Here is a 24936-nt window from a genome sequence, read left to right on the forward strand (position 1 = left end):
CCCGTCGATCGCCGTTCGATCGGATCTCGTCGTCCCGATCGCACGTCACGAGCGCACCGAGACACGAGACGGATCCTTGGAACGCGAGTTGCGATGGATTAATAGGACCTACCCGAAATCCGTTACGTACCGTGCTCAGACGTGACTGCGCGAGTGGAGTGTTCGATGCGGCTTCGAACTGACTGGCGCGCCAGTTTCGCCCTCGTCGGGATCGTCCTCAAATACCTCGCCATCCCACTGGTGATCCCGCTCATCGTGGCGCTCATCTACGGCGAACCCGTCTTTCCCTTCGTCGCGACGATCGCTCTCACGATCGCCGTCGGCCACGGCCTCGAGCGACTCAGCCCCGATCCGGACCTGCAGGTCCGCGAGGCGATGCTCTTCGTCGCCATATCATGGCTGGCAGTGGCGATCATCGGTGCAGTGCCGTACGTGCTCGCGGGCTGGGGCACCGAATCGACGCTCGCCCATCCCGTCAACGCCTTGTTCGAGTCGATGTCCGGCTTTACGACGACAGGAGCGACGGTGCTCGGGGAGATTTCGCTCGAGCAACACTCACACGCCGTGATGATGTGGCGGCAGCTGACCCAGTGGCTCGGCGGAATGGGGATCATCGTCCTGATGGTCGCGATCTTGCCGGAGCTCGCGGTCAGCGGTGCACAGCTCGTCGAATCTGAAGCGCCGGGACCGCAGTTACAGAAGCTCACGCCGCGAATCGCCGAGACGGCGCGCATCCTCTGGCTCGTCTATTTCGCGTTCACCCTCGTTTTTATCCTTCTCCTCTACGGTCTGCACCTCGCAGGGCTGGCCCCCAACATGGGGCTCTACAACGCCATCGCTCACGGGTTCACGACGCTCCCGACGGGCGGATTCTCGCCGGAAGCGAACAGCGTCGCGGCGTTCTCCGCGATCGTCCAGTGGACGTTCATTCCGTTCATCGTTATCGCCGGGACCAACTTCGCCCTGTTCTGGCACGTCTTCAGCGGCGAGCGACGGCGCTTCGTTCGCAACTCCGAGTTCCGCGCCTACATCGGAGCGATCGGCGGTCTGACGGTGCTGCTTGCGGGAATTCTCTACACCGGTGCCGCGCCGGCACTGGCGGAACTCGGCGGCGTGACGGAGGGGACGTTCGGGAACTCGCTGCGACAGAGCGCCTTCCAGATCGCGTCGCTGTTGAACTCGACCGGCTACGCGACCAGCGACTTCGCCGAGTGGAGCTCGACGGGCAAAATCGTGCTCCTCTTCGCGATGCTCGTGGGTGGCTGTGCGGGCTCGACCGGCGGTGGCGTCAAGGTCGTCCGGTGGCTCATCGTGTTCAAGATCCTGCGTCGGGAGCTGTTTACGGCCTCCCACCCCGAGGTCGTTCGACCGATCCGTCTCGGCGGCAACGTGGTCGACGAGGACGCCGTTCGCGGCGTGCTCGGCTTCACCTTCATGTACCTCTTCATCTTCGGCATCGCAGCGCTGGTCATCGCGCTCGATGCCGGTCGAATCGGCTACTCGCTGACGCCGCTCGAGGCGTTCAGCGCGAGCCTGGCAACGATCGGGAACATCGGTCCCGGGTTCGGATCGCTGGGCCCCTTCGGAAGCTACCTCGCGTTTCCGATGAGTTCGAAACTCCTGATGATCTTCCTCATGTGGATCGGCCGCCTCGAGATCATCCCCGTGCTCGTCATGTTCACCGGCGGGTTCTGGACCCGCTGACAGGAGCGTCGTGCCGTTCTCTTCCGGTGGTCCGTCGATCGTTCGTTGGCCTCAATCGATCGTCGTCCCCGGATTCGAACCGTCGAGGAACGCCTCGAGCGCGTCGAGGCCGAAAATCGACGCCTCGGCCTCGAGATCGAGCAACGTCCGCACCTTGCCGGCCATCCCGCCGGTCACGTCAGTCGCGTCGCTGGCCCCGAGCACCGCGGCCACCGCGTCGAAGTCGTCGATCCGATCGATCACCGCGTCGTTTTCGTCCAGTACGCCGGGCACCGTCGAGCAGAGACCGACGCGGTCCGCGGTGAGATCTCGGGCGAGTACCGCCACGAGCTCGTCGCCGCTGATCACCGTCGCACCCGCGCCGGCGTGGGCGATCACGTCACCGTGGAGGACGGGAACGAACCCCTCCTCGAGCATCGTCTCGATCTGTCCCGTTGCCAGCTCGAGTCGCCCCTCGCGATCGCGATGCGCCGCCGAAAACGGATGGACGGGGACCGCGTCGACGTCCCGCTCGAGCAACCGACTCAGAACGAACTGGTTCAGCGTCTTCATCGCGCCGTGGATGTCCAGCACCGCGTTCGCGTCGTGGGTCCCCTCGGTCGTACTGACGCCGCGTTCGCTGGCGTTGTAGTGGCCGAAGCTCCCGCCGCCGTGGACGACGACGAGGTCGTCGAGCCCCGCCTCGAGCGCCACCGCGATGGCGTCCGCCGCTCGCGCGAGGGCCGAACCATCGAGGGTTTCCGGCCGATCCTTCTCGGTGACGACGCTCCCGCCGAGTTTCAGGACGATCATTCGAGCCGCGTCACCCCCTCGTCGGCGAGTTCGGCGCGGAACGCGTCCTCACACCCAGGGGTAAAGGAGAGGGCCGTCTCGGTCTCGGGCGTCGGGTCCAGCGCGACGATACAGCCGCCGCCGCCGGCACCGGTCAGCTTCGCGCCGTACGCGCCCGCATCGCGGGCCGCCCAGACCATCGTATCGAGCGAGCGTGAGGACACCCCCAGCGCGGAGAGCAGGCCGTGATTGAAGTCCATCAACCGACCGATCTCCTCGATGTCGCCGTCGGCGAGCGCGTCCTCGCCGTTCCGGACCACGTCGCCGATCGCTTCGACCGTGTCGGCCGCGAAGTCGTACTCCGCGCGGAGATCTCGAACGCCGGCGACCAGCTGCCCGGTATCGCCCGCGCCGCCGTCGAATCCGATCACGATCGGCAGGTCCGGGGCCTCGAGCGTGCGACAGTCCTCGCCCTCGACGCGGACCGCACCGCCGGTCGCAGAACAGAACGTGTCGGCCCGGGAGGCCTGGCCGTCCTGAACCCGGGACTCCGTCTGATAGGCCCGCTCGGCGAGTTCGGCGGGCTCGAGGGTGACACCGAGTTCTCGAGTCGCGGCGTCGATCGCGGCGACGACGACGGCCGCAGAGGAGCCCAAGCCCGCGCCGAGGGGAATGTCGCTCTCGATCGTCACGTCGAAGCCGGCGTCGTCCTCGCCGGTGACCTCGCGGACCTGCTCGATCGCGCCGTCGACGTACCCCATCGCCGCGCTGACGAGCGATTCCGAGACGTCGATGTCGGGTCCGCTCTCCGTCGTCCCGTCGTACTCGACGGTGAACCCGTCCAGACTGAGATCGTCCGCCCGAACGCGGAGCTTGCCGTCGTCGCGTCGTTGCACGCCGACCCGCGCCCGCCGCTCGATCGCACACGGGACGGCGGGCTCGCCGTAAACCACCGCGTGCTCCCCGAACAGGTACACCTTCCCGGGAGCGCTCGAGAGTGTCATGCCCGGCCGTTCGTCCGAGGGGAAGTAATACCTGTCTGTGTCTTCGCCGGTGTCCGTCGGCCAGTCAGCCGTCGCGTAGGCGGACTTGTGACCTTTCAGTCGAACGGCGGTCGTCTGTCGTTCGTCTTGCCGGCGAACTCGTCGATCGGTTTCTGCCGATGGTTCGAGCGATGTCGGCCGCGCTTCGCCGAGCGCGGGCTGACCCGACGGGATATCGCACCGGAACTCGGCGTCACCCCGGCTGCGGTCAGCGAGCACATCACCGTCGATACCGCCGAACTAATCGCGGACCCGCTCGGCCGTGTCGGGACGGCAATCTTCGGTTCCACCGCCGGTCCGCTGAACGGACCGATACCGGATTTCGATTGTCATTTATCGCCGTGGAAAAGGCTGTGATAACCGAACTCCCCGACGGGTAGCCGAACCTGCGACCGATGAAACAGTTGTAACTGGCGGTAGTATCAGTGAGACGGCGTCATCGTCTCGTTTCATTCTTCGAGACGCCGTATTCCATAACTGGGTCGCGGGTGGATTTAAGGGAACCATTGGTACTGAAACCATACTTAAAATATCAATAATAAGGAACCTCCCATCGCTTCTTTCATTCGAATGGGGATTATCGTCACGATACAGCACGGGGGTAACGTTCACTTCTTCAAGCACCTCATACGGAAGCTTCAGGCAGCCGATTACGACGTTCACGTGTTCGCTCGAGAGGCCGAGGTCGTCGGATCGCTACTGGACGCCTACGACATCGATCACGAACTCCTCTGTGAAGAACCGGATACGCTACTCGAACTCGGATTGACCCAGATACGATACGAAGCGACGATCCTCAAACGTGCACTGGCTATCGATCCGGACTACATCATCAGTAGTCACGGTATCGCCGCCTCTCACGTCGCCACGCTCGTCGGAGCGGAGAGCCACGTGTATATCGACACCGAGACGCTGATCAACCACGGAAATCGTCTCACGATTCCGTTCGCGGACCGCGTCTACACTCCATCCAGCTTCAACGAGCACATCGGGAAGAACCACGTGAGATATCTCGGCTATCACGAACTCGCGTACCTCCACCCTAACCGGTTCGAGCCCGATCCCGAACTCCTTCGTCGAAACGGGGTCGAGCCGGACGAACGGTACGCCGTCGTCCGCCGCGGCGCGTTCGACAGCAATCACGATATCGGCAAGCGCGGCATTTCTCCGGCGGGGTATCAGCGGATCGTCGACGAACTCGCGCGGGACGGGACGGTGTACGTCTCCGACGAGAGTGACGGTTCGCTTCCGGCAAACGCGGAACCGATTCCCGTCGATCCGTCGAACTTCCACCAGTTGCTCGCGTTCGCCGACCTCGTCGTCGGTGACGTCGCCACCACGACGATGGAGGCCGGTATCCTCGGGACCCCGACCGTTCGAATCAGTCCGTTCGCCGGATCGTCGGACATGGGGAAGTTCCTCGAACTCGAGGAGTACGGCCTCGTCAGATCGTTCCCGATCGAGCGCGAAAACGAGGCGATCGAAACGATCGAACGTCTGTATCGCGATCCCGCGACGACCGCGATATGGGCGGACCGCCGGGAGACGATACTCGAGAACAAAATCGACGTCACCGAGTACCTCCTCGAACAGCTGCTCGATGAGGCGGAACTCGAAGCGCTACGCGGCGAGACGAGCGAGAAACCGGTCGTTCTCGAACGACAGCCGGAGGGGGCGACGACGGGCGGACGGACCGCGTCGAACCACGAATCTGCAAACGAGTCGGCTACGAGCGACTCACAGACCGACGATCCGATCCCGAGATCATGACTGATCTCCGCGTCCTGAGCCTCACCACGACCGACTGGCGAAGCTTTTACGAAAACCAGGTCGCGGCGCTCGAGTCCGAAGGGATAACGGTGAGCACCCTGTCGGTCCCGGGTGATCATCGGGCGTTCGACGACGAAGTTCGACGGCGAACTCCGATCGACTACCTCCGCTACCTGCCGCAGGTGCTCCGCGAGGCGGGTACCGGCTACGATATCGTCCACGCCAACTACGGACTCACTGCACCGTTCGCCGCTGCGGCATCGGCGCTTCCGACGGTCGATCTGCGGTTCGTCTGTACGCTCTGGGGCGGCGAGTACGTCGGTAATCGGTACACGCCGGTCATGGAACCGTTCGTGTCACGTGCCGACTGCGTCGTCGTTCCCTCGAACGTGATGGCCGACCGCATCGAGCAGCCGTGTGACGTGGTTCCGTTTCCGGTCGATACGGATCTCTTCCGACCGATCCCCAGAGACGAGGCCCGCGAGTACGTCGACTGGGAGACCGACGACCCGATCGTCCTCTTCCCGTACGCCCCGTCGCGCGAGGAGAAAAACTATCCGCTGGCGACTCGCACCGTCGACGCCCTCGGAGACGACGTTACCCTACGGGCTGTCGCGAACCAACCGTACGAGGACGTCCCGTACTATCTGAACGCTGCCGACGCCGTCCTGATCACGTCACGATACGAGAGCGGGCCGATGACGATAAAGGAGGCCGCTGCCTGTAACGTCCCGGTCGTCTCGCGCGATGTCGGCTTCGCCCGGGAGGTACTCGAGGATATCACCAACTCCTACGTCGCGGACGACGACGACGCGCTCCAACCGCGACTGGTCGACGTTCTCGAGACCGACGAGCCCACGGATGGGAGAGACCAGATCACCGGACACACCATCGACAAAATGGGAACGCGCCTCCGTGACGTGTACGACCGCTGCCTCGAGAACGAGACTGCGTAGCCCCCCGCCACCTCGAATCGGTCGACGGTCGACGCTGTCGATTCACGGGACGGCGGGCTCGCCGTAAACCACCGCGTGCTCCCCGAACAGATACACCTTCCCGGGGGCGCTCGAGAGTGTCATGTCCGGCCGTTCGTCCGAGTGCAAGTATAGTAGCCACTGAAAGTCAATGCACACCCGATCGCACGACGGCTGTGCGATCGGTGTGTGAATAGTTTCAGTTGGTACTATACTACCCGTCTGTGTCGTCGCTGCCGTCCGCGGTGATCCATCGACCGATCGATTGGAGGCGGACTTATGCCCCTGCGGTCGAACCTCGGTCGTATGTCGCTCGTTCTCCCGAGTGAACTCGTCGTCGAACGGTTCCTGCCGACCGTGCGGGCGATGTTGGCCACCCGACTCGCCGATCGCGGGATGACCCAACGGGAGATCGCCGACGAACTCGGCGTGACCCAGGCCGCGGTCAGCAAGTACGTCGGCGGTGACGGCGGCGGTGACGATCGGTTTCGCGACGACCCCGAAACCGTCGCCACCGTCGACCACATCGCGGACGGACTGGCTGGCGGCGAGCTGGACGCCTACGACGCGCTCGCCGAACTCCTCTCGCTTGTCCGGAGCCTCGAGGACCGGGGTCCCATCTGCGAACTCCACGAAGAGGCGATGCCGGAGCTACGGGGGCTCGGTTGCGACCTCTGTGTTCGCGGGCTCGATCCCGACGTCCGTGCCGAACGGGACGTTCTCGCGAACGTCCGCACGGCCGCGCGAACGCTCGCCTCGATCCAGGGTATGGCCGACTCCGTCCCGAACGTCGGAACGAACGTCGGCATGTGTTTGCCCGAGCCGCGCGACGAGACCGATGTCGCCGCGGTTCCCGGCCGGATCTACGCGATGAGCGGCCGGATAGAAATTCCGGCGAACCCCGAGTTCGGCGCCTCGAAACACGTCGCGACGGCGATACTCGCCGCCAACGACGCCGATCCAACCGTGCGCGGCGCGATCAACGTCGCCACCGACGACGACGTGCTCGAGGCCGCGACAGCGGTGGGCGTCGACCCGCTCGAGTTCGATGCCGACTACGAGGATCGCGGGGATCACCTTCGAAATCGGTTCGCGGATCGCGGCGGGGTTCCCCGCGTCGCCTATCACCGAGGTGCGTTCGGGATCGAACCCGCGACCTACGTCTTCGGTGCGACGGCCACCGACGCCGCCGAACTGATCGAGACGGTACTCGACGTGGCGTCCTCGTCGTGAGACCCTCGAGCCATCCCCGGCCGTTCACGAGCGGTTCGCGCCGATCGTCACCGTGACGGCGTCGATGACGGTCGCGTTTGTCCCGCGTTCGACCCGGATCCGATACGTCGAGTCGGATTCGTCCGGAAGCGGCGACCCGACGGAAAATTCGGTCCGATACCTGTTCGGATCGAGGCTATAGGTCCCGTCCCATTCGAACGAGTCGTTCCGGCGCTCGTATACGACGAGGGAGTAGGTCTCGTTCGCGGTCGCGTCGATAGAGTAGTCCACGTCGAAGCGAGCGCCGTTTTGCTGGTCGATGGTATCGAGGGAGACGTTGTCGATCACGTCTCCGGTCGACGGGTCGCCGATCGTCGAACTGTACTCCAAACTAGTATCGGTACAGCCGGCAACGAAAAGCGCGCTGACGACCACCATGGTCGCGAGAACGGTCCGCCAGTCCCGGTCGGAGGGTGACGAGGACATTGTTGCTTCTTTTGACTAGTTGTGTATAAGTCTTATCATCCAGTTGACTTTTTGAGACGGTCCGAACGCCGATCGGGAGTGTCCCGTCGAGTTACCCACCAGAAGTGTCACCGATCACGCCCCGTCCGAGCGCAGTCACACTCCGATCGCCACGCGCTCGGAGATCGCGCTCGAGCGATAGTCGGCGAGAAAACGAACAGCGTCGATATCTACAGCGTTAGACCGTACTTTCGAAGTCCTCGAGCGAGTAGGACGGCTCGGCACCGCGTCGATCGAGGACCTCGTTGGCGAGGAGCCAGTAGACGACCGAGAGGGCCTTGCGACCCTTGTTGTTCGTCGGAACGACGAGGTCGACGTTACTGACTTGGTTGTTCGAGTCACACATCGCGATGACCGGGATACCGACCGTGATGGCTTCCTTGACTGCCTGCGCGTCACCGATCGGGTCGGTGACGACCAGGACGTCCGGCTCGATGTAGCCGTCGTACTTCGGGTTCGTCAGGGTACCCGGGATGAAGCGACCGGTGCGGGCGCGAGCGCCCACGGCATCGGCGAACTTCTCCGCCGGGAACCGACCGTACTGACGGCTCGAGGTGACCAGGATCTGCTCCGGGTCGTAGTTCGCGAGGAAGTCCGCGGCCGTGCGGATGCGGCCGTCGGTCTTCGAGACGTCGAGCACGTAGAGACCGTCGGTTCGGACGCGGTGAATGAACCGACCCATGTCCTCGGTCTTCTGTTGGGTCCCGATGTGGACGCCAGCGCCGAGGTAGTCCTCGACGGGGATCAACAGGTCCGCCTCCTCGTCGGACATGACGTCGTCGTCGAGGGTCGGACCGGCGTCTTCTTCCTCGGCGTCGTCGTCGGCTGGTTCTGCGTCGGCCGCGGGGGCTCCCTCGGCGTCGGCGGGCTGTTCGTCTACTGGCTCGACGTCTGCCTCGGCGGCGGGGCCAGCCCCTTCGGCTGGCTCCTCGTCGATTTCCTCCTCGGCGGCGTCGAGCCCTTCCTGGGTTGCGTCGTTTTCTGTCATGTCGCGTCGTCTGCGATTCGAATGAGCTCGTTGAGCTTTGCGGTTCGCTCGCCACCGACGGTACCCGTCTTGATGAAGGGAGCGTCGGTCGCAACGGCGAGGTGTGCGATTGTCGCGTCTTCGGTCTCGCCCGATCGGTGGGAGACGACCGAGTCGTAGCCGTTCTCCGTCGCGAGTCCGATCGCGTCGAACGCGTCCGACAGCGTCCCGATCTGGTTCGGCTTGATCAGGATGCTGTTGGCCGCGCCGCGGTCGATCCCCTCGACGAGACGGTCGGTGTTGGTGACGAACAGGTCGTCACCGCAGATCAGCGTCCGGTCGCCGACTTCGTCCGTGAGGTCGGCGAAGGCGTCGTAATCGTCCTCGTCGAGGGGATCCTCGACGTAGACGAGGTCGTACTCCTCGACGAGGTCGGCGATGTACGCGATCTGCTCGTCCGTATCGCGGCTCCGGTCGCTGTACTCGTACGTTTCCGATTCGGAATCGTACAGTTCGGCGCCGGCGACGTCCAGCCCGAAGCCGATATTGAAGCCGACCTCGTCCTGGACCAGCGAGACCGCCTCGGCGACGATTTCGAAGGCCTCGCCGTCGTCGATCGACGGTGCCCACGCGCCCTCGTCGCCCTTGCCACAGGGAACGCCGCGTTCCTCGAGCAGGTCGGCGACGGCGGCGTGGACGGCCGCGTTCGCGAAGACCGCGTCTTCGACGCTCGGTGCGCCGACGGGTGCGGCGAGGAACTCCTGAATGTCGGTCGCGTCGGCGGCGTGTTCGCCGCCGCCGACGACGTTACCGAGCGGGATCGGGAAGTTATCGCCGCGGAACGTGCCACCGAGGTGCTGAAAGAGCGGCGCACCGAGCACGTCGGCACCGGCTTTCGCGGCGGCCATCGAGATCGCGACCGCGCTGTTGGCACCGATCTCCGAGAAGTCGTCCGTGCCGTCGGCAGCGTGGAGTGCCGCGTCGACGTCGCGCTGATTGCCCGCGTAGATTTCGCCGACGAGCCGGGGTACGGCGCGTTCCCGGGCCGCGGCGATCGCCTCCCCTGGGGGTCGTTCGACGGCCTCGTACTCGCCCGTGCTGGCCCCGCTGGGTGCCGCGGCGCGGCCGAAGCCGCCGCTCTCGGTCACGACATCGGCCTCGACCGTCGGATTTCCTCGCGAGTCGAGGATCCGACGCAGCCGGATGTCGGTGATGAGCGTCATTTCCGGTCGTACCCCCGCTTGACGGTAAAGGGCAACACGCCGGCGTCGTACTCCTCGGCGGCGATGAGGATCGGTTGGGTCTGCTCCGTCTCGATCAACACCGGCGCACCGTAGGAGACCTGCAGCGCTCGAGCGCCGAGGATGCGTGCCTTCTCGTAGCGGTTGTGCTGTTGTTGTTGCATTGTTACTGGTACGGCGAGACGACGTCGACGAGGTCCTTGTGACTGACGAGCATGCGCCGACAGCAGTAGCGATCGACGCCGAGTTCGTCCAGAACCTCCTCTGGATCCTCGTCGCCCTCGTTCGCTCGCTCGTCGAACGCTTCCCAGTGTTCGGCGACGACGTTGCCACAGGTGAAACACCGGACCGGTACCATCATGATTGAATCACCTTAGCGGTAGGACTTCTGGTAGCGCGCCCGAGCGCCCGGGCCGCCCCACTTCTTCGGTTCGGACTGGCGAACGTCGTTGACCAGCAGCGACCGGTCGAACTCCATGAACGCGTCGCGGAGTTCGGCGTCGTTCGAGTGCTGGACGATCCCGCGTGCGACGGCGGTGCGGACGGCGTCCGCCTGTCCGCTGATACCGCCGCCCTCGACGCGGACGTCGATGTCCATCTCGCCGCGCAAATCGTCGCCGACGATGCGGAACGGCTCGAGCATCTTGAGTCGGGACGTCTCCGGTTCGACCAGTTCGACCGGTTGCGAATTGATTCGAACGCGACCCTCGCCCTCGCGCACCGTGGCGCGGGCGACGGCCGTCTTTTTCTTGCCACTCGTGTTGGTTACCATGTGACGTTAGCACCTAACTGTTCGGACACTTCGCGTAGGTGGACGAAGCGGATGTTCGACAGGCGATCCAGCGACGTCCCCTCGAGCACTTCCGACTCGTGATCGTCGTCGTCCTCGTAGGGGTTGCCGACGTAGACCCGGACGCTGTCGAGTGCCTCGCGGCCGCGGGTTTTCTTGTACGGCAACATTCCGCGAACGGACCGCTTGAAGATCGTGTCCGGTCGCTTGGGGTAGTAGGGTCCGCGGTCCGAACCCAGCTGTAGCCGCGTGCGGTACGTCTCGAAGATGTCGTCCTCGTCGCCGGTGATGACCGCGTCCTCGGCGTTGACGATCGCGACGCGATCGCCGTCCAGCGCGCGCTGGGCGACCTCGCTCGCGACCCGACCGAGAATACAGTCCTGTGCGTCGACGACGAGATCTGCGTCGAACTCTGCGAGACTCATCGAATCACCCGGACGTTCGATCCTTCGGGGTTTGCTTCGAGCACTTGCTCGAGCGGTACCGGCTCGCCGACCTGGTCGATCTTCGTCTCTGCGGACGAAGAGAACTTGACGGCGGCGACGGTGACGTTCTTCTGTAGTGCGCCGGATCCCAGCACTTTGCCGGGAACGACGACAGTCTCTTCTTCGCGTGCGTACCGCTCGATACGGCCCAGATTTACCTCAGCGTGGGTGCGTCGGGGCTTCTCGAGTCGATCCGCAACGTCTCGCCAGACGTCGGCGTCCGTTTCGCGGGACGTCGACTTCAGCTCGGCGATGAGATCGTTGAGCCTCGGATTAGTCTTGCTACTCATTGGTTTCCTCCAAATACTGCAACTGCCGGCACGTCGCCGACGCGGGATACTGCGCCGTCGACGGTGGAATCGAGTTTAGAGAAGTGATGCAGGGAGCAGGATTTGAACCTGCGGACTCCTACGAGACAGCGCCCTGAACGCTGCGCCGTTGGCCTGACTTGGCTATCCCTGCTCGCACTTCCGTCTACCCGTCGCCCCTTCAAACCCCTTTCGATTCCAGCAGGAACGCGATCGCCGGTCTCGTCGCTCACGGCGTCGGCGAACGGCGTTCCTTGATCGGGTCGGGGGCGTCGGTTCATATCTATAGCTGTACTGCGTCTTCGAGTTCGGTCGCGCGTTCAGCGAGCGTCTCCGCTGCTCGCGTCACGAGCTCCTCGATGGGGAACGAGCCGTCGGTCTCCACGTGGAAGACGAAGGCGTTTGGCACGTCCTCGACCCGAACCTCCTTGCCCGGGTAGCGATTCGAGAGGTCGTGGTCGAACTCGCTCGTCGACACGAGTTCGCCGTCGTCTTCGATGACGCCGCGGATGATCCGGCTCTCCTCGTCCTCGAACTCGGGAAGATCGCCGTCGACCGTCACGCGCTGGAGATGGCGGTAGCCGACCGCCACTCCTCCCTGGTGTTTGGCGTGGTTTCGTCCGCGTTCGATCACGGTATCGGCCTCGGCCTCGAGTCGCTGGCCGTCCTTGAGGTCGATGATCGGGATGTTATCGTCCGCGGGGCGGACGAGATCGTCGCTCGAGACGAGATCGCCGGAGTAGGCGGTCGCCGGCCCTTCGACGTCGATCGAGAGCGTAACGGTGTCGTCCTCGGTGAACTCGCCGACCGGCGGGGTCGTCAGCGGGACGAGCCCGAGTCGGAGCGCGAGTTGCTCGTCGAACATGACCGACGAGTTCTCGACGAACCGGACGGTGTCGATCGCCATCGTGGGCACGTCGGCGACCATCGCGCGGCGGATGCCGTTAGCGAACGCGGGCGTTACGCCGCGAACGAGGAACCGCGCCTCGCGATCCTCGCGTTCGACGAACTCGACGTCGTACTCCTCTGTCATGGTCTAGTAGCCGCCCTTGCCTTTCGGTGCGCGCGATCCGTCGTGGGGGATCGGCGTGACGTCCTCGATGCGCCCGATCTCGATGCCCGAGCGGGCGAGCGCGCGGATCGTCGCCTGCGCGCCGGGACCGGGGGATTTCTGGAGGTTGCCGCCGGGGCCGCGCACGCGGACGTGGAGGCCCGTGATACCGGCCGCTTTGACCTCTTCGGCGACGGACTCGGCCATCTGCATGGCCGCGTACGGCGACGCCTCGTCGCGGTTTTGCTTGACCGCCGTCCCACCGGAGGACTTGGCGATCGTCTCCGCGCCCGTGAGGTCGGTCACGGTCATGACGGTGTTGTTGAACGATGCGTGTACGTGGGCGATTCCCCATTTATCGTCGTTCTGGCTCATTGGTTACCCTCCGCGCGTTCCGGGTGGAGTTCGTCCGCGAGCGGACTGTTCTCGTCGAAGGCCACCAGATCCTCCTCGTCGGTGTCGACGACGTAGGACGGAACGAGGTGGCGCTGCCCGTCGACCACGACGTGGCCGTGGACGATGAACTGGCGGGCCTGCTGGGGCGTGTTCGCCAGTCCCGTCCGGTAGACGACCGTCTGGAGTCGGCGCTCGAGGATGTCCTCGATCTCGAGCGACAGGATGTCGCCGAGTTCGTCCGTCTCGTTGAGGATGCCGACTCGTTTGAGTCGGTTGAGGAATTCCTCGGAGCGTCGGATGACGGTTTCGTCGTCCTGGGCCTGACCGAGCAGCTCTCGAGCCTCGCGCCGGTAGGAGCGAAGCTCGGACTGCGCTCGCCAGAGCTCTTCTTTGTTCGAGAGCCCGTAGCGGTCGACGAGGGAGTGTTCGGAGGCAATGCGCTCACCCTGGTAGGGGTGGTTCGGCGTCTCGTATTGCTTGGTGTCAGTGCCGAGTGGCATTATTCACCCTCGTCCTCTTCTTCTTCTTCGGCCGCGGCTGCGGCCTCTTCGGCCTGCTCTTCGCGGATCTCTTCGACGTTGACTCCGATGGTGCCCTCCGTACGGCCGGTGGACTTGGTTCGCTGACCGCGAACCTTCTGGCCTCGCTTGTGGCGAGAGCCCTTGTAGGAGTCGATCATCTTCATCCGGTTGATGTCGTGCTGTCGAGTCAACTGGAGATCGTTCCCGATCTCGTGGGTCGTTTCGCCGCTGTAGAAGTCGCCCTGACGGTTGTTGAGCCAGTCGGGGACCTGGTCGGCGTAGTTCTCCACGGCCTCGATAACGCCGTCGATGACGTCGTCGTCGAGTCGACCGAACGTCGCGGTTCGGTCGACGCCAGCTTCCTCGGCGATGAGTCGGGCGGTCCGGCGACCGATCCCGTTCATCTCCGAGAGCGAGCGCTCGACGGACTTCGTCCCATCGAGGTCCGTTTGTCCGATGCGGACGAAGTATCGGAGGTCTTCGTCGTCTTCTTGTTCTTGAGGTTCTTCCGCGCTCATGTGTCGTGTATCTGTCTCTGGTCTGCCTGCGGTGCAAATCGACTGGCGGGAAAACGCCAGCGAAGTGTCCGACGTTGTGGCGGGGATTTGAACCCCGGAGGCTTGACGCCACATGGTTAGCAACCATGCGCCTTGGGCCGCTTGGCTACCACAACACCGTCTGTCTATCATCGCCCTCTCGGACTCGGGGATCACTCCCCTACACGTATTGCACCCGGACCTACCCCCGTCGACTACTTAAGGGCAACGAAAGGTGGTCGCTCCTCGTTCGAATTGATTCCACCGTCGATCCCGCTCGAGCCCCGGCTATTCGGCTCGAATCGATGCCGGAGCGATCGTGACGAAAACGGAGACGCGGGGAAAATCAGGCACCGGCGTACTCTTCGATGTACTTCTCGTTGACCTCCCAGTTCCCGTCCTCGTTCTGGATCATGTACTCGCCGTAGTAGGGCACCCGGTTCGCGACGGTATCGCGAAAGGCCTCGCGGATCTCCGATTTCGTCATCTCGCCCATCGACTTGAGGTCGTCGTTGCGGTTGAGACAGCCCTTCAGGTAGCCCTCGTGGGTGACCCGAACTCGGTGGCAGTTCGCACAGAAGGTCGGGTTCTCGACGGGGTCGACGATCTCGACCATTCCGCCGCCGCTCTCTCCGTCGCCGCCGATCCAGTAGCGCTTCCGGTCGTGCATCTCCCGGTGTTCGATCTCGTCGGCCTGCTCGGCCAGCCAGTCGTGGACCCGCTGGATGTCGATGTTCCACTCCGGTTTCCCCGTCAGCTCCGGCATGTACTCGATCAACTGGAGCTGGAGCCCGTCGTTTTCCGCGACGTGATCGACCATCTCCGGCACGTACCCCGCGGTGTGCTCGAAGACGACCATGTTGAGTTTGACCGGATCGAGCCCCGCCTCGAGCGCCGCCTCGACGCCCTCGAGGACCATCTCGTAGGCTCCGCTCTTGGTCACCGCGGCGAAATCCTCGGGATCGAGCGCGTCCTGCGAGACGTTGACCCGCTCGAGGCCGGCGTCGACGAGCGCCTCGGCGCGGCCGGGGAGGAACGTGCCGTTCGTGGTCAGCGAGACCTCCATCTGGTCGGGCGTTCGCTCGATGATTTCCTCTAAGTCCTGTCGCAACATCGGTTCGCCGCCGGTGAACTTGACCGCGTCGACGTCGAACTCGGCGGCGACCTCGAGGAAGCGGACGACGTCGTCGGTCGACATCTCGTCGTCCTGGGGATCCATCGGTCCGCGAGTGTCCCCGAGCCCCTCGTTGTGACAGTAGACGCAGTCGAAGTTACACCGATCGGTGAGAGAGACGCGAACCCCGGAGACCTCTCGCCCGAATTCGTCGGTGAGCATGCCACTGGGTTGCAGCCGGATCCGCTTAAACGCGCCGGGGATTTCGGGGGCTCGTAACCGATTTCGGTTTCTAATACTGTCAACGAGGTTGTGAGACGCCGTTCGACTCGAGAGTTCCCCTGACTCATCACGACCGAGAAATCAGACGGGCGGGTGGTCCCCGGAGCATGATTCTTCCCGTCTTCCGACGGAAGACATACCTCTCCAGCGCTCGAACGAGGCGCTATGGACGAGGACATGCTCGCGGACCAGCGCCGGCTCGTGGAACTCGTCGAGGAGGAGGGATGGGACGTGACCGACCTCGAGATCTCGGCCTACGACAGCCCGTGGGCCGACGAGGACGACCCCGAAGCGACCGTGACGATCACGGCGCGAAAGCCGTACGAGAGCGAGGACGACGATGACGATGACGACGAGAGTCCGTATCGGCTGAAGTAGGGACTGGTCCTAATTCCGACAGAAACTCCGTCTTTACCAGGATCGTGCGAACCGAGATCCGTTACCCCTTGATGTTACAGACGGGGAACGTCCGCGCGACTTTGTCGCCGATGCCGAGTTCGTCGGAGACGCGGACGACCTCGTCCACGTCCTTGTAGACGCCCGGCGCTTCCTCGGCGATCGTTGCTCCCGACTGGGCCTTGACGTAGATCGCCTGCTGGTCCTCGAGGTCCTGCTGGACGTCGCCGCCCCAGAACTCGTTTTTGGCCTGCGTGCGGCTCATCAGTCGGCCCGCACCGTGAGCGGTCGAGCCGAAGGTGAGCTCCATCGAGTTCTCGCCGCCTCGGAGGACGTAGCTGCCCGCACCCATGCTGCCGGGGATGATCACGGGCTGGCCGACATCGCGGTACGCTTTCGGCACTTCTGGATGGCCCGCCGGGAACGCTCGCGTGGCACCCTTTCGGTGGACGTAGAGTTCGCGTTCGTCGCCGTCGTCGTTCACCGTGTGCGTCTCCTTCTTCGCGATGTTGTGTGCCACGTCGTAGAGCAGGTCCATCTCCATTTCCTCCCAGGATCGATCGAAGACGCGCTCGAAGACCCGCCGCGTCCGGTGCATGATCAGCTGTCGGTTGACCCACGCGAAGTTGATCGCCGCGTTCATCGCGCCGTAGTAGTCCTCGGCGAGCTGTGATCCCGCGGGCGCGGCCGCGAGTTCCTTGTCGGGCAACTGGTCCAGCAACCCCTTGTGTTGTTGCTCGATCTTCCGCAGGTAGTCGTTGCAGGTCTGATGGCCCAGTCCGCGGGAACCACAGTGGATCAACACGACGATCTGGTCTTCCTCGAGCCCGTAGGCCTCGCCCACGGCCGAATCGAAGACGTCGGTCACGCGCTGGACCTCGAGGAAGTGGTTCCCCGAGCCCAGCGAGCCGATCTGGTTCTTCCCGCGGTCTTTTGCCTTCTGGCTCACCTTCTCGGGAGCCGCACCCTCGCGCATCCCCTCGTCCTCGCAGTGCAACAGGTCGTCCTCGACGGCGTGGCCGTTCTCGAGCGCCCAGTCGACGCCGCGGGCGAGGATCTCGTCGATCGCGTCGACGCCAGCTTCGACGATCCCGCCGCCGCCGAGCCCCGACGGAATATTGGCGAAGAGCGAATCGACGAGCTCCTCCTCGTGTCCCTGTACCTCGTCGTAGGTCAGGTTCGTCCGCATCATCCGGACGCCGCAATTGATGTCGTAGCCGACCGCTCCCGGTGAAATACAACCGTTCTCGGCGTCCAGTGCCCCCACCCCGCCGACCGGGAAGCCATAGCCCTGATGGGTGTCGGGCATGCAGATCGCGTGGTTGGTAATGCCCGGCAGGTGGGTCGTGTTTTTGATCTGCTCGAGGGACTTGTCTTCCTGAATTTCCTCGAGCAGCGCTTCGCTCGCCAGTACTCGCGCTGGAACGCGCATGTCGCCCTCCTGAGGGATCTCCCAGACGTACTCGCGCACCCGCTCGAGCGTGATGCCGTTCGCGTCAAACGTGGTCATACGCGAAACTCGGACCGCAGCGATGAAAGATGTTCGTCTCGCGTCGCGGACCCCCTCGGCGGTCGATTCTCGCGTCGGCGGAGCCACCGACCGGTCAGACGTCGAAGACGACGTACGCCTCCCAGCGGTCGTCGGTTCGCTCGAGGCGCATTTCCGAATACGTCACGGCCTTTACTTCGCGGGCGTCGATCTCGGCGAGGGGGACGCCGCGTGCGCTGGCCTCGAGACGGAACTCCTCGGAACCGTCAGCCGACTCGGTGACTTCGATCGATTCGACGCGATGATCGACGGGGAGTTCCACTCGAATGTCCCGCAGGTAAATCAGTTCGTCGAGGAAGTCGAACAACAGCGCCTCGCGGTTCTCCGCGGTCACGGTCACCGAAAACCGATCGCCGGCAGCGGCCGGAATCTCGTCGCACGAGGCGGCCGCGAGGCCGTCGGCTACCGAGCCGAAAACCGCCTCGAGCGAGTCGTCGGTCGCCGAGACCGCGATATCGGCCGTATGATCGCGGAGTTCGAATCCCATGTCGAATCGGGCTTTTGCGGCCGGCCCCCTATGTCCGTCGTTTCGGGTGCGTCCCCCGCAGTTTCTCCCGCTCGGGAGTCACGTTCAGGCGAAATTGCCGGCGAATACGTTGTTGCCGTCTGACGTTCGGGAGCGTTGACTGCCGGTGGAATTATATTGACGACCGTGGTATGCTGTGGTAGTGAGCGTCAACATCGACAGTCGCGTCGTCGCCCCGGGGAGCGACGATTACGTCGACGAAGCCTGGCAGCTAAAGGAGGAGATCAATCGTCAGGAGGATGTGCTCAAACAGCGGTACGACTTCTTCACTGACGCGTATCGGCGGTCGAAGGTACACTGTTACGTCCAAGACAGCGACCTCGTCGGATTCGCTGCGGTCCGACGCGACGGGTACATTCTCTTTCTGGCCGTGGACCCCGAATTCCGAAGCCAGGGCGTCGGCAAACGGCTCGTCGCCCACGTCGCGGAGGACCACGATACGATCACGTGTCACGCCCGGACGAGCAACGAAAACGCGTTGCAGTTCTACGAGTATCTCGGCTTCGAGATCAAACGACGGATCGACGACTACTACGAAGACGGCGGCGACGCCTACTACCTGAAACTCGGCTCGGACGTCGGTATCGCCGATCGGATTTCGGACCTGATTCGTCGGTGACGAACGGACCGGCTGCGAACGCGACGCTCGATTGCGTTCGGTTTTTCACCGCCACTCGCGCGCGCTCAGGTGTCGCTTCGAGTCCCGTCTCGATCGTCGCTTCATTCGGCAGGATTATACACCCCCACCGACGACTACTCGAGTCGTATGGAAGAGCGAACGAGGGCCTACCTCCGTGGGCGGTTCCGCGATCACTATCGGCGGACGGAGATCACGCCGCCACCCGCGGCCAACGAACGCGAGTGGGGGTTCATCCCCTGGACGGACGGCCCCGACACGACGATGGTCCGCCACCGTTCGCTCCTCGAGCTGGGCGATCTCTCGGAGTTTCTCGTCCGAAAGCGCCCGCGGCACGTGTATTTCTCCGCGGGGCGCTTTCGCGATCCCGGCGCGAGTTCGATGAGCGAGAAGGACTGGCAATCCGCGGATCTCGTCTTCGACCTCGACGCAGATCACCTGCCGAGCGTCACGCTCGGCGAGGACACGTACGCCGAGATGCTCGCCAAGTGTAAGGACGCCCTGTTTCGACTGCTCGAGTTCCTCGAGGACGACTTCGCCTTCGAGAACCTCGAGATCGTCTTTTCGGGCGGCCGCGGCTATCACGTTCACGTCCGCGACGAGAACGTGTTGCACTTAGAGCGGGAACACCGCCGCGAAATCGTCGACTACGTCCGCGGCATCGGCCTCGAGTACGACGAACTGATCGAGACCGAAACCGTCGCGGGGCTGGGCCGAAAGACGCCGACCGAGCGTCGGACGCTCCGGATCGAAGGCGGCTGGGGAGCCCGGTCGCACGCTCACTTCATGGCCTTCGTCGACGACCTCCTCGAGCTGGACGACGACGCGGCCCTCGGACGCTTACAGGAGTTCGACGGCATCGGCGAAGGGAAAGCCGAGGCGACGCTGAACGCGGCCCGTACCAACCGCGAACAGTTGGAAGCCGGCAACGTGACCGTCCACACCGCGGTCGCACAGTTGGCCGAACGGTTCGCGAGTCGGGCCGTCGAGCGGGACAACGCGCCCATCGACGAGCCGGTCACCACCGACACCAACCGCCTCATCCGCCTGCCCGGGAGCCTCCACGGCGGGAGCGGGCTGAAAACGGTCCGCCTCGGGCGCGACGAGATCGCTGACTTCGATCCGCTCGTCGACGCCGTCCCCGAGACGTTCACGGGCCACGAGATCACCGTCGACGTCACCGATGGCGGCGAGATCGAACTCGGTGGGGATAGCTTTACGGTCTCGGAGGGAGACCAGTCACTACCCGAGTACGTCGCCGTGTTCCTGATGGCACGCGGCCGCGCAGAGAAGGAGAAAGAATGAATCTAGACGAGCTGCGTTCGGTCCAGAGCAAGGAGCGCCAGAAGGATAGCCTCCAGAATCTGCGCCCCTCGTTCTATCAGGAGGTCGGCGACTACATCGCCGACCTCGAGGACGAACGCGACCGCGCCGCCGAGCGGGCCGACGATCCCTTTTCCGCGCCCGAGGTCGGCCAGCTGACCGACGAGATCGAGACCGCAAAGGACGTCGTCGAGGCGATCTACGAGCGGCGGATGGGCAAACTCGTCAAACAGGCCAGCCTCGCCGCGGCCGGGATGGCCGCTAACGACGAGGGGCTGACGGCGGAAGAGGCCGACCTCTTTGACGATCTCGTCGACCGAATCGGCTCGAACAAGACGCGCGTGCTGGACGTCCTCGAAGGAGCCGAAGGCGGCGCTACGGGTTCGGGAACCGACGCCGCCGCGGCGTCCGATACCGGACCGACACCGGGCGGTGAGTCCGGCGATCCGGCGGACCTGCCCGGTGAACAGTCGTCCGGTCGATCGCCCGCGGACGACGCTCCCCCGGTGCCGCCCGAAGATCGATCGGCGGACACCGGTCCCGCGGCCGACGCGGGTCCGGGAACGGGGGACTCCAGTGGCGTCTCCCCCGCGGACGTCATGGGCGGAGAGGGGCTAGACGGAGACGATCCGCCGGTCGGCGCGGCGGACCGAACCGATGGAAACGACACGCCGGATTCGACGGCCGCCCGATCGGAGCAGTCCGCGGCCGGCCCAGATTCGAACGCCGGTAACGGTTCGGAACCGACGGCGTCCGCTGTCGGTTCCGGGGCCGGCGGGCAGGCCGACGACGTGGATCGCACGACCGTCAGAATCACCAGCGACATCGGCAACATTCTCGGCGTCGACGACCGCGAGTACACCCTGAGCAGCGATGACGTCGTCACGCTCCCGGAGCAAAACGCCGCCCCTCTCGTCGATCGGGAGGCGGCCGAGCGCCTCGAGTGACCGTCTCTCACGCCACAGTGGGCGAACGCACCGCCGCGGCGACTCGCCGCTCGTCAGTCACGGTGTGAAACCGCAACGCATACATTACCGCTCGCCAACTCCCGTGCATGCTCTCTGTCGGCGACGAGGCACCGGAGTTCGAACTGCTCAATCAACACGGCGAGACGGTCAGGCGCTCCGATTTCGAGGGGCGGCGACTCGTCGTCTACTTCTACCCTCGTGCCAACACTGACGGCTGTACGACCGAGGCCTGCGGGTTCAACGACGCGCTCTCGCAACTCGCGGACCGCGACGCCGCGGTCGTCGGGATCAGCGACGATCCAGTCGACGATCTCGCGGACTTCGCGGCCGACTACGACCTCGAGTTCGATCTGCTGTCCGACGAGTTCGGCGAAGTCGCGACGCTGTATCACTCCTACGGCGAGAAACAGATGTTCGGCAACACCTTCGACGGGGTCTTCCGGAACACCTACCTCGTCGATCCGGACGGGCGGATCGAAGCGGTGTACGAGGGGGTCTCCCCCGATGGTCACGCCGACGAGGTACTGGCGGACATCGAGCCGGTCGACGTCGCACACTAACCGGAATCTGTCGTACCGCCGGTCGCGGTATCGTCTCATCGAACCGACTCAGCGGACTCGCTCGGCCCGAAAACGCGCACCCGTCCGCCGTTCGTGATCCGAAGCAGGTACTCTCCCAGCGAGAGTTCGACGGTGATGTCGTCGACGCGTTCGGTCCGAGTGACGAGTCGATCGAGGGCCTCCGGGTCGACGTGATCGTACAGCGTGAATCCCAGCTCGGTCGAACAATCGATCGGGTCGATCTCGAGCGCGGCCGAGATCGCGTACACGGTCGCGATGCTGGGCGGCGTCTCCTCGTCGTGTGTGCGCTCGGCGAGCACCGGACGATCAGCGTCCGCGGGGTCGCCACCGGGATGGGACATTATCCGTACTTCCTCCTGCAGCGCGGTCGTCGGTCGTCGGGTGCGGAGTTTCGGTCGATCAGTGGTCCGTCCATTATCAGCGGTACTCGAGTAGTCACCACGAAGCTTGTCCTTGAATGGGAGAGTGCGGTCGACGTTCCCGACTGCAATCGGGTCCGATTACTTACAACAAAAAATCACTAGTCGAGAACCGAGCAACGGCCGCGGCCGTCGACCTTACTGGAAGGTGCGGCCCAGCTGTTCGTCCTGGCCCGGTTCGGCCTGCTGGAACTCCTCTTCGAGATCCTCGTACTGTTCCCGGGTTTCGGGTGCGACGCTCGGGTTGACCTCCTCGAGCGCGTGCTCGAAGTGCTCGCGGCTGATGCGGACGTTGCCGATCGTGTCGGCCATCTCCTCGGGGTCGACCGAGTTGATGAACTCGCGGCTGGCGGCCATCGAAGCCTCGCGGCAGACCGCTTCGATATCGGCACCGACGTAGCCGTCCGTCCGACCGGCGAGCCACTCGAGGTCGACCGACTCGGCCAGGGGCTTGTCGCGGGTGTGGACGTCGAAGATCGCCTTGCGAGCGTCCTCGTCGGGGACGGGCACGTGGACGTGCCTATCGAGCCGTCCGGGACGGAGCAGGGCGCTGTCGATCAGGTCCGGCCGGTTGGTCGTGGCGATCACGACGACGTCCTCGAGCTCCTCGAGGCCGTCCAGTTCCGTCAGGAGCTGGGAGACGACGCGTTCGCCGACGCCGGAGTCACCCTGACGCTGGCCGCGTTCGCCCGCGATCGAGTCGATCTCGTCGAAGAAGATCACGGTCGGTGCGTTCGACCGCGCCTTCTCGAAGACCTCGCGGACGCCCTTTTCGGACTCCCCGACGTATTTGTTCAGCAGTTCGGGGCCTTTGATCGAGATGAAGTTCGACTGGGCCTCGTTGGCGACGGCCTTGGCGAGCAGGGTCTTCCCCGTGCCCGGCGGGCCGTACATGAGGACGCCCTTGGCGGCCTGCATGTCCATCTGCTCGAACACCTCGGGGTAGTCGAGGGGCCATTGGATCGTCTCGCGGAGCTGCTCTTTGGTCTCGCTCAGTCCGCCGACATCGTTCCAGGTGACGTCGGGGACTTCGACGAAGACCTCGCGCATCGCGGAGGGCTGGATGCCCTTGAGCGCTTCCTTGAAGTCGCGCTCGGAGACCTCCAGCGAGTCGAGCACGTCGGCGTCGATCTCTTCGGACTCGAGGTCGAGTTCGGGGCGGATCCGCCGGAGCGCGTTCATCGCGCTCTCGCGAGCCAGCGACTCGAGGTCTGCGCCGACGAACCCGTGCGTGTTCTCGGCGTACTGATCGAGGTCGATCCCCTCGTCGAGGGGCATCCCGCGGGTGTGGACCTGCAGGATCTCCTTGCGACCCTCCTTGTCGGGGACGCCGATCTCGATCTCGCGGTCGAAGCGGCCGCCGCGGCGGAGCGCGGGGTCGATGGCGTCGACGCGATTGGTCGCGGCGATGACCGTGACGCGGCCCCGTTCCTCGAGGCCGTCCATCAGCGAGAGGAGTTGTGCGACGACGCGTCGTTCGACGTCACCCCCGGCTTCCTCGCGCTTGGCCGCGATCGAGTCGAGTTCGTCGATGAAGATGATCGAGGGAGCGTTCTCCTCGGCGTCCTCGAAGACTTCGCGGAGTTGCTCCTCGGACTCGCCGTAGTACTTCGACATGATCTCCGGCCCGGAGATCGTCTCGAAGTGGGCGTCGATCTCGTTCGCGACGGCCTTCGCCATCAGGGTCTTCCCGGTGCCCGGCGGACCGTGCAACAGGACGCCTTTCGGCGGTTCGATGCCCAGTTGCTGGAACAGCTCGGGGTGGCGCATCGGCAGTTCGATCATCTCGCGGACCTGGTCGAGTTCGTCGTCCAGACCGCCGATGTCCTCGTAGGCGACGTTCGGGACGCCTTCGGCGGACGCGCCGCCGCCGGATTGGACCTGTTCGGCGGGGGTCTCGGAGATCTCGATGCTCGTCGAGTCAGTGATGACGACGGTTCCCGACGGCGAGGTGCTCGCGATCTTCAGCGGCACCGACTGGCCGGAGCTGGCCATGGGGCCGAACGAGAGCGAGAACGGTACCGTCTGGCCCTCGGTGACGGCCTGCCCGCTCAGCTTGTCGCGGACGAGCGGCCCGATGTCACCGCGGATCCGCAGGTTCTGTGGCAGCGCGACGGTAACCGATTGCGCGGGTTTGACGTCCGCGGGTTCGATAGTGACGTTGTCGTCGATTCCGACGTCGGCCTCCTGGCGCAGGCGGCCGTCGATTCGGACGATTCCGCGACCCTCGTCTTCGGGGTAGCCGGGCCAGACGCGAGCGACGGCCTGTGCCTCGCCCTTGCCCTTGATGACGATGTAGTCCCCGTTCTCGAGATCGAGTTCGTTCATCGAGACGCGGTCGATCGCGGCCAGCCCGCGGCCGGCGTCTTTCTGTTTGAGTGGTTTGACGGTGAGTTTCATCGTTCCTCCTCCAGTTCGACAGTGAGCACGCCGTTTCTGATAAACGTGTGCGGATTCTCAGTGTTCTCGGGAAGTTCGATTTCGTACTGGTCGTCGGCGAGGACGACGATAACCGTGTCGTCGACGACGTCGACCGTGGCGTCGGCCTCTTCGGTACCGAAGTCGACAGCCATCACCGTGCTGTCGTCGTATTCGTACCGGCGAGCCACCTGCCCTTCTTCCGGGGTGAATTGTTCGAGAGTCATGCTGTAACTAACCCAAGGTAAGCGCTACTAGTATATAAATATTTCGCCGATAGAACGCATGAAGGCGGCGTACCCGGTGGAAAGGAAATTGTTCGTAGTTCATAGTACGAGCCCCGTCGGTCACTCCGTCGGGATAACAGCACTCGATTGGGTCGGAACGGATATATTTTCGTTGCTGGCGTGCTCCGGTCGACACCGAATC

Annotated in this window: 30 protein-coding genes and 2 tRNA genes; 10 read left to right on the forward strand and 22 right to left on the reverse strand. The window is 64.3% G+C overall.

Features of this window, described 5'->3' with window-relative positions:
- Nucleotides 1-165: 165 nt before the first annotated feature.
- Nucleotides 166-1704 (forward strand): TrkH family potassium uptake protein, encoded by a 1539-nt coding sequence (locus tag AC0QDI_RS02695; protein WP_474664995.1) that lies wholly within the window; start codon nucleotides 166-168, stop codon nucleotides 1702-1704.
- Nucleotides 1705-1755: 51 nt separating this feature from the next.
- On the opposite strand, the gene AC0QDI_RS02700 is transcribed toward AC0QDI_RS02695, so the two are convergent.
- Together AC0QDI_RS02700 and mvk are read right to left on the reverse strand one after the other, a co-directional pair.
- On the reverse strand, nucleotides 1756-2496 hold the full coding sequence (locus tag AC0QDI_RS02700; protein WP_474664997.1) for an isopentenyl phosphate kinase: 741 nt from the start codon (nucleotides 2494-2496) through the stop codon (nucleotides 1756-1758).
- Nucleotides 2493-3479: a mevalonate kinase gene (mvk, locus tag AC0QDI_RS02705; protein WP_474664999.1), complete on the reverse strand. Its 987-nt coding sequence runs from the start codon at nucleotides 3477-3479 to the stop codon at nucleotides 2493-2495. The genes AC0QDI_RS02700 and mvk overlap by 4 nt, the downstream gene beginning before the upstream one ends.
- Nucleotides 3480-3605: 126 nt before the next feature.
- Here mvk and AC0QDI_RS02710 point away from each other — a divergent pair, with 126 nt between their 5' ends.
- From AC0QDI_RS02710 to AC0QDI_RS02725, 4 genes are all read left to right on the forward strand, one after another.
- Nucleotides 3606-3875: a hypothetical protein gene (locus AC0QDI_RS02710; protein ID WP_474665001.1), complete on the forward strand. Its 270-nt coding sequence runs from the start codon at nucleotides 3606-3608 to the stop codon at nucleotides 3873-3875.
- A 213-nt stretch (nucleotides 3876-4088) separates the two neighbouring features.
- Nucleotides 4089-5288: a DUF354 domain-containing protein gene (locus AC0QDI_RS02715; RefSeq protein ID WP_474665003.1), complete on the forward strand. Its 1200-nt coding sequence runs from the start codon at nucleotides 4089-4091 to the stop codon at nucleotides 5286-5288.
- Complete coding sequence (locus AC0QDI_RS02720) at nucleotides 5285-6244, forward strand: glycosyltransferase family 4 protein (RefSeq protein ID WP_474665005.1); 960 nt, start codon at nucleotides 5285-5287, stop codon at nucleotides 6242-6244. Before AC0QDI_RS02715 ends, AC0QDI_RS02720 begins: the two co-directional genes overlap by 4 nt.
- A 324-nt stretch (nucleotides 6245-6568) precedes the next feature.
- A complete protein-coding gene (locus AC0QDI_RS02725) occupies nucleotides 6569-7495 on the forward strand; it encodes a thiamine-phosphate synthase family protein (protein WP_474665007.1) in 927 nt (308 codons plus the stop codon).
- Between the two features lie 24 nt (nucleotides 7496-7519).
- Here the strand turns inward: AC0QDI_RS02725 and AC0QDI_RS02730 are convergent, their stop codons facing one another.
- The 15 genes from AC0QDI_RS02730 to moaA all read right to left on the reverse strand — a co-directional run bounded on the left by AC0QDI_RS02730 (nucleotide 7520) and on the right by moaA (nucleotide 15630).
- Nucleotides 7520-7960: a hypothetical protein gene (locus AC0QDI_RS02730; RefSeq protein ID WP_474665009.1), complete on the reverse strand. Its 441-nt coding sequence runs from the start codon at nucleotides 7958-7960 to the stop codon at nucleotides 7520-7522.
- Nucleotides 7961-8177: 217 nt separating this feature from the next.
- Complete coding sequence (gene rpsB, locus AC0QDI_RS02735; protein ID WP_474665011.1) at nucleotides 8178-8987, reverse strand: 30S ribosomal protein S2; 810 nt, start codon at nucleotides 8985-8987, stop codon at nucleotides 8178-8180.
- On the reverse strand, nucleotides 8984-10189 hold the full coding sequence (gene eno / locus AC0QDI_RS02740) for a phosphopyruvate hydratase (protein ID WP_474665013.1): 1206 nt from the start codon (nucleotides 10187-10189) through the stop codon (nucleotides 8984-8986). The genes rpsB and eno overlap by 4 nt, the downstream gene beginning before the upstream one ends.
- Complete coding sequence (locus AC0QDI_RS02745; RefSeq protein WP_006184680.1) at nucleotides 10186-10371, reverse strand: DNA-directed RNA polymerase subunit K; 186 nt, start codon at nucleotides 10369-10371, stop codon at nucleotides 10186-10188. The genes eno and AC0QDI_RS02745 overlap by 4 nt, the downstream gene beginning before the upstream one ends.
- A 2-nt stretch (nucleotides 10372-10373) precedes the next feature.
- Nucleotides 10374-10568: a DNA-directed RNA polymerase subunit N gene (locus AC0QDI_RS02750; protein ID WP_474665015.1), complete on the reverse strand. Its 195-nt coding sequence runs from the start codon at nucleotides 10566-10568 to the stop codon at nucleotides 10374-10376.
- Between the two features lie 12 nt (nucleotides 10569-10580).
- Nucleotides 10581-10979 carry a 30S ribosomal protein S9 gene (locus tag AC0QDI_RS02755; protein ID WP_098726866.1) on the reverse strand — a complete coding sequence of 133 codons (399 nt, stop codon included), beginning with the start codon at nucleotides 10977-10979 and terminating at the stop codon, nucleotides 10581-10583.
- On the reverse strand, nucleotides 10973-11422 hold the full coding sequence (locus AC0QDI_RS02760; protein WP_474665018.1) for a 50S ribosomal protein L13: 450 nt from the start codon (nucleotides 11420-11422) through the stop codon (nucleotides 10973-10975). The genes AC0QDI_RS02755 and AC0QDI_RS02760 overlap by 7 nt, the downstream gene beginning before the upstream one ends.
- A complete protein-coding gene (locus tag AC0QDI_RS02765) occupies nucleotides 11419-11772 on the reverse strand; it encodes a 50S ribosomal protein L18e (protein WP_474665019.1) in 354 nt (117 codons plus the stop codon). Before AC0QDI_RS02765 ends, AC0QDI_RS02760 begins: the two co-directional genes overlap by 4 nt.
- Before the next feature lie 87 nt (nucleotides 11773-11859).
- Nucleotides 11860-11944, reverse strand: a tRNA-Leu gene (locus AC0QDI_RS02770).
- Nucleotides 11945-12073: 129 nt separating this feature from the next.
- On the reverse strand, nucleotides 12074-12823 hold the full coding sequence (locus AC0QDI_RS02775; protein WP_474665020.1) for a DNA-directed RNA polymerase subunit D: 750 nt from the start codon (nucleotides 12821-12823) through the stop codon (nucleotides 12074-12076).
- A 3-nt stretch (nucleotides 12824-12826) separates the two neighbouring features.
- The gene (locus AC0QDI_RS02780) at nucleotides 12827-13216 is read right to left on the reverse strand and encodes a 30S ribosomal protein S11 (protein ID WP_226041847.1); all 390 of its coding nucleotides are present in this window, start codon (nucleotides 13214-13216) and stop codon (nucleotides 12827-12829) included.
- Entirely contained in the window at nucleotides 13213-13737 is a 525-nt protein-coding gene (locus AC0QDI_RS02785) for a 30S ribosomal protein S4 (RefSeq protein WP_098726871.1), read from the reverse strand. Before AC0QDI_RS02785 ends, AC0QDI_RS02780 begins: the two co-directional genes overlap by 4 nt.
- Entirely contained in the window at nucleotides 13737-14276 is a 540-nt protein-coding gene (locus AC0QDI_RS02790; RefSeq protein ID WP_474665021.1) for a 30S ribosomal protein S13, read from the reverse strand. The genes AC0QDI_RS02785 and AC0QDI_RS02790 overlap by 1 nt, the downstream gene beginning before the upstream one ends.
- 72 nt (nucleotides 14277-14348) lie before the next feature.
- Nucleotides 14349-14431 (reverse strand) — tRNA-Ser (locus tag AC0QDI_RS02795).
- Between the two features lie 209 nt (nucleotides 14432-14640).
- The gene (gene moaA / locus AC0QDI_RS02800) at nucleotides 14641-15630 is read right to left on the reverse strand and encodes a GTP 3',8-cyclase MoaA (protein ID WP_474665022.1); all 990 of its coding nucleotides are present in this window, start codon (nucleotides 15628-15630) and stop codon (nucleotides 14641-14643) included.
- 225 nt (nucleotides 15631-15855) lie between these two features.
- On the opposite strand from moaA, the gene AC0QDI_RS02805 reads away from it, so the two are divergent.
- A complete protein-coding gene (locus AC0QDI_RS02805) occupies nucleotides 15856-16068 on the forward strand; it encodes a hypothetical protein (RefSeq protein ID WP_474665023.1) in 213 nt (70 codons plus the stop codon).
- A gap of 61 nt (nucleotides 16069-16129) precedes the next feature.
- Here the strand turns inward: AC0QDI_RS02805 and AC0QDI_RS02810 are convergent, their stop codons facing one another.
- Both AC0QDI_RS02810 and AC0QDI_RS02815 read right to left on the reverse strand, forming a co-directional pair.
- Complete coding sequence (locus AC0QDI_RS02810) at nucleotides 16130-17596, reverse strand: RtcB family protein (protein ID WP_474665024.1); 1467 nt, start codon at nucleotides 17594-17596, stop codon at nucleotides 16130-16132.
- A gap of 94 nt (nucleotides 17597-17690) precedes the next feature.
- On the reverse strand, nucleotides 17691-18122 hold the full coding sequence (locus tag AC0QDI_RS02815; RefSeq protein ID WP_474665026.1) for an archease: 432 nt from the start codon (nucleotides 18120-18122) through the stop codon (nucleotides 17691-17693).
- 181 nt (nucleotides 18123-18303) lie between these two features.
- Here AC0QDI_RS02815 and AC0QDI_RS02820 point away from each other — a divergent pair, with 181 nt between their 5' ends.
- The 4 genes from AC0QDI_RS02820 (at nucleotide 18304) to bcp (ending at nucleotide 21649) form a co-directional block, all read left to right on the forward strand.
- Entirely contained in the window at nucleotides 18304-18780 is a 477-nt protein-coding gene (locus AC0QDI_RS02820) for a GNAT family N-acetyltransferase (RefSeq protein WP_474665028.1), read from the forward strand.
- A 147-nt stretch (nucleotides 18781-18927) separates the two neighbouring features.
- Entirely contained in the window at nucleotides 18928-20103 is a 1176-nt protein-coding gene (gene priS / locus AC0QDI_RS02825; RefSeq protein ID WP_474665029.1) for a DNA primase small subunit PriS, read from the forward strand.
- Nucleotides 20100-21068, forward strand: a complete 969-nt coding sequence (locus AC0QDI_RS02830; protein ID WP_474665031.1) for a DNA replication complex subunit Gins51 — start codon at nucleotides 20100-20102, stop codon at nucleotides 21066-21068. Before priS ends, AC0QDI_RS02830 begins: the two co-directional genes overlap by 4 nt.
- 107 nt (nucleotides 21069-21175) lie before the next feature.
- Nucleotides 21176-21649: a thioredoxin-dependent thiol peroxidase gene (bcp, locus tag AC0QDI_RS02835; RefSeq protein ID WP_474665033.1), complete on the forward strand. Its 474-nt coding sequence runs from the start codon at nucleotides 21176-21178 to the stop codon at nucleotides 21647-21649.
- A 35-nt stretch (nucleotides 21650-21684) separates the two neighbouring features.
- On the opposite strand, the gene AC0QDI_RS02840 is transcribed toward bcp, so the two are convergent.
- The 3 genes from AC0QDI_RS02840 to AC0QDI_RS02850 all read right to left on the reverse strand — a co-directional run bounded on the left by AC0QDI_RS02840 (nucleotide 21685) and on the right by AC0QDI_RS02850 (nucleotide 24734).
- Nucleotides 21685-22011, reverse strand: coding sequence for a HalOD1 output domain-containing protein (locus AC0QDI_RS02840; RefSeq protein WP_474665035.1), 327 nt, complete (start codon nucleotides 22009-22011; stop codon nucleotides 21685-21687).
- A 216-nt stretch (nucleotides 22012-22227) separates the two neighbouring features.
- A complete protein-coding gene (locus AC0QDI_RS02845; protein WP_474665037.1) occupies nucleotides 22228-24489 on the reverse strand; it encodes a CDC48 family AAA ATPase in 2262 nt (753 codons plus the stop codon).
- The gene (locus tag AC0QDI_RS02850) at nucleotides 24486-24734 is read right to left on the reverse strand and encodes a DUF7127 family protein (RefSeq protein WP_474665039.1); all 249 of its coding nucleotides are present in this window, start codon (nucleotides 24732-24734) and stop codon (nucleotides 24486-24488) included. The genes AC0QDI_RS02845 and AC0QDI_RS02850 overlap by 4 nt, the downstream gene beginning before the upstream one ends.
- Between the last annotated feature and the right edge of the window lie 202 nt (nucleotides 24735-24936).

The sequence above is a fragment of the Natrinema sp. LJW11 genome, from assembly GCF_056135975.1.

What these genes read in the sequence shown, in the direction of transcription:
- AC0QDI_RS02695 (WP_474664995.1), top strand. Translation starts at nt 166, where the DNA reads ATGCGGCTTCGAACTGACTGGCGCGCCAGTTTCGCCCTCGTCGGGATC.
- AC0QDI_RS02700 (WP_474664997.1), bottom strand. Translation starts at nt 2,496, where the DNA reads ATGATCGTCCTGAAACTCGGCGGGAGCGTCGTCACCGAGAAGGATCGG.
- mvk (WP_474664999.1), bottom strand. Translation starts at nt 3,479, where the DNA reads ATGACACTCTCGAGCGCTCCCGGGAAGGTGTACCTGTTCGGGGAGCAC.
- AC0QDI_RS02715 (WP_474665003.1), top strand. Translation starts at nt 4,089, where the DNA reads ATGGGGATTATCGTCACGATACAGCACGGGGGTAACGTTCACTTCTTC.
- AC0QDI_RS02720 (WP_474665005.1), top strand. Translation starts at nt 5,285, where the DNA reads ATGACTGATCTCCGCGTCCTGAGCCTCACCACGACCGACTGGCGAAGC.
- AC0QDI_RS02725 (WP_474665007.1), top strand. Translation starts at nt 6,569, where the DNA reads ATGTCGCTCGTTCTCCCGAGTGAACTCGTCGTCGAACGGTTCCTGCCG.
- AC0QDI_RS02730 (WP_474665009.1), bottom strand. Translation starts at nt 7,960, where the DNA reads ATGTCCTCGTCACCCTCCGACCGGGACTGGCGGACCGTTCTCGCGACC.
- rpsB (WP_474665011.1), bottom strand. Translation starts at nt 8,987, where the DNA reads ATGACAGAAAACGACGCAACCCAGGAAGGGCTCGACGCCGCCGAGGAG.
- eno (WP_474665013.1), bottom strand. Translation starts at nt 10,189, where the DNA reads ATGACGCTCATCACCGACATCCGGCTGCGTCGGATCCTCGACTCGCGA.
- AC0QDI_RS02745 (WP_006184680.1), bottom strand. Translation starts at nt 10,371, where the DNA reads ATGCAACAACAACAGCACAACCGCTACGAGAAGGCACGCATCCTCGGC.
- AC0QDI_RS02750 (WP_474665015.1), bottom strand. Translation starts at nt 10,568, where the DNA reads ATGATGGTACCGGTCCGGTGTTTCACCTGTGGCAACGTCGTCGCCGAA.
- AC0QDI_RS02755 (WP_098726866.1), bottom strand. Translation starts at nt 10,979, where the DNA reads ATGGTAACCAACACGAGTGGCAAGAAAAAGACGGCCGTCGCCCGCGCC.
- AC0QDI_RS02760 (WP_474665018.1), bottom strand. Translation starts at nt 11,422, where the DNA reads ATGAGTCTCGCAGAGTTCGACGCAGATCTCGTCGTCGACGCACAGGAC.
- AC0QDI_RS02765 (WP_474665019.1), bottom strand. Translation starts at nt 11,772, where the DNA reads ATGAGTAGCAAGACTAATCCGAGGCTCAACGATCTCATCGCCGAGCTG.
- AC0QDI_RS02775 (WP_474665020.1), bottom strand. Translation starts at nt 12,823, where the DNA reads ATGACAGAGGAGTACGACGTCGAGTTCGTCGAACGCGAGGATCGCGAG.
- AC0QDI_RS02780 (WP_226041847.1), bottom strand. Translation starts at nt 13,216, where the DNA reads ATGAGCCAGAACGACGATAAATGGGGAATCGCCCACGTACACGCATCG.
- AC0QDI_RS02785 (WP_098726871.1), bottom strand. Translation starts at nt 13,737, where the DNA reads ATGCCACTCGGCACTGACACCAAGCAATACGAGACGCCGAACCACCCC.
- AC0QDI_RS02790 (WP_474665021.1), bottom strand. Translation starts at nt 14,276, where the DNA reads ATGAGCGCGGAAGAACCTCAAGAACAAGAAGACGACGAAGACCTCCGA.
- moaA (WP_474665022.1), bottom strand. Translation starts at nt 15,630, where the DNA reads ATGCTCACCGACGAATTCGGGCGAGAGGTCTCCGGGGTTCGCGTCTCT.
- AC0QDI_RS02805 (WP_474665023.1), top strand. Translation starts at nt 15,856, where the DNA reads ATGGACGAGGACATGCTCGCGGACCAGCGCCGGCTCGTGGAACTCGTC.
- AC0QDI_RS02810 (WP_474665024.1), bottom strand. Translation starts at nt 17,596, where the DNA reads ATGACCACGTTTGACGCGAACGGCATCACGCTCGAGCGGGTGCGCGAG.
- AC0QDI_RS02815 (WP_474665026.1), bottom strand. Translation starts at nt 18,122, where the DNA reads ATGGGATTCGAACTCCGCGATCATACGGCCGATATCGCGGTCTCGGCG.
- priS (WP_474665029.1), top strand. Translation starts at nt 18,928, where the DNA reads ATGGAAGAGCGAACGAGGGCCTACCTCCGTGGGCGGTTCCGCGATCAC.
- AC0QDI_RS02830 (WP_474665031.1), top strand. Translation starts at nt 20,100, where the DNA reads ATGAATCTAGACGAGCTGCGTTCGGTCCAGAGCAAGGAGCGCCAGAAG.
- bcp (WP_474665033.1), top strand. Translation starts at nt 21,176, where the DNA reads ATGCTCTCTGTCGGCGACGAGGCACCGGAGTTCGAACTGCTCAATCAA.
- AC0QDI_RS02840 (WP_474665035.1), bottom strand. Translation starts at nt 22,011, where the DNA reads ATGTCCCATCCCGGTGGCGACCCCGCGGACGCTGATCGTCCGGTGCTC.
- AC0QDI_RS02845 (WP_474665037.1), bottom strand. Translation starts at nt 24,489, where the DNA reads ATGAAACTCACCGTCAAACCACTCAAACAGAAAGACGCCGGCCGCGGG.
- AC0QDI_RS02850 (WP_474665039.1), bottom strand. Translation starts at nt 24,734, where the DNA reads ATGACTCTCGAACAATTCACCCCGGAAGAAGGGCAGGTGGCTCGCCGG.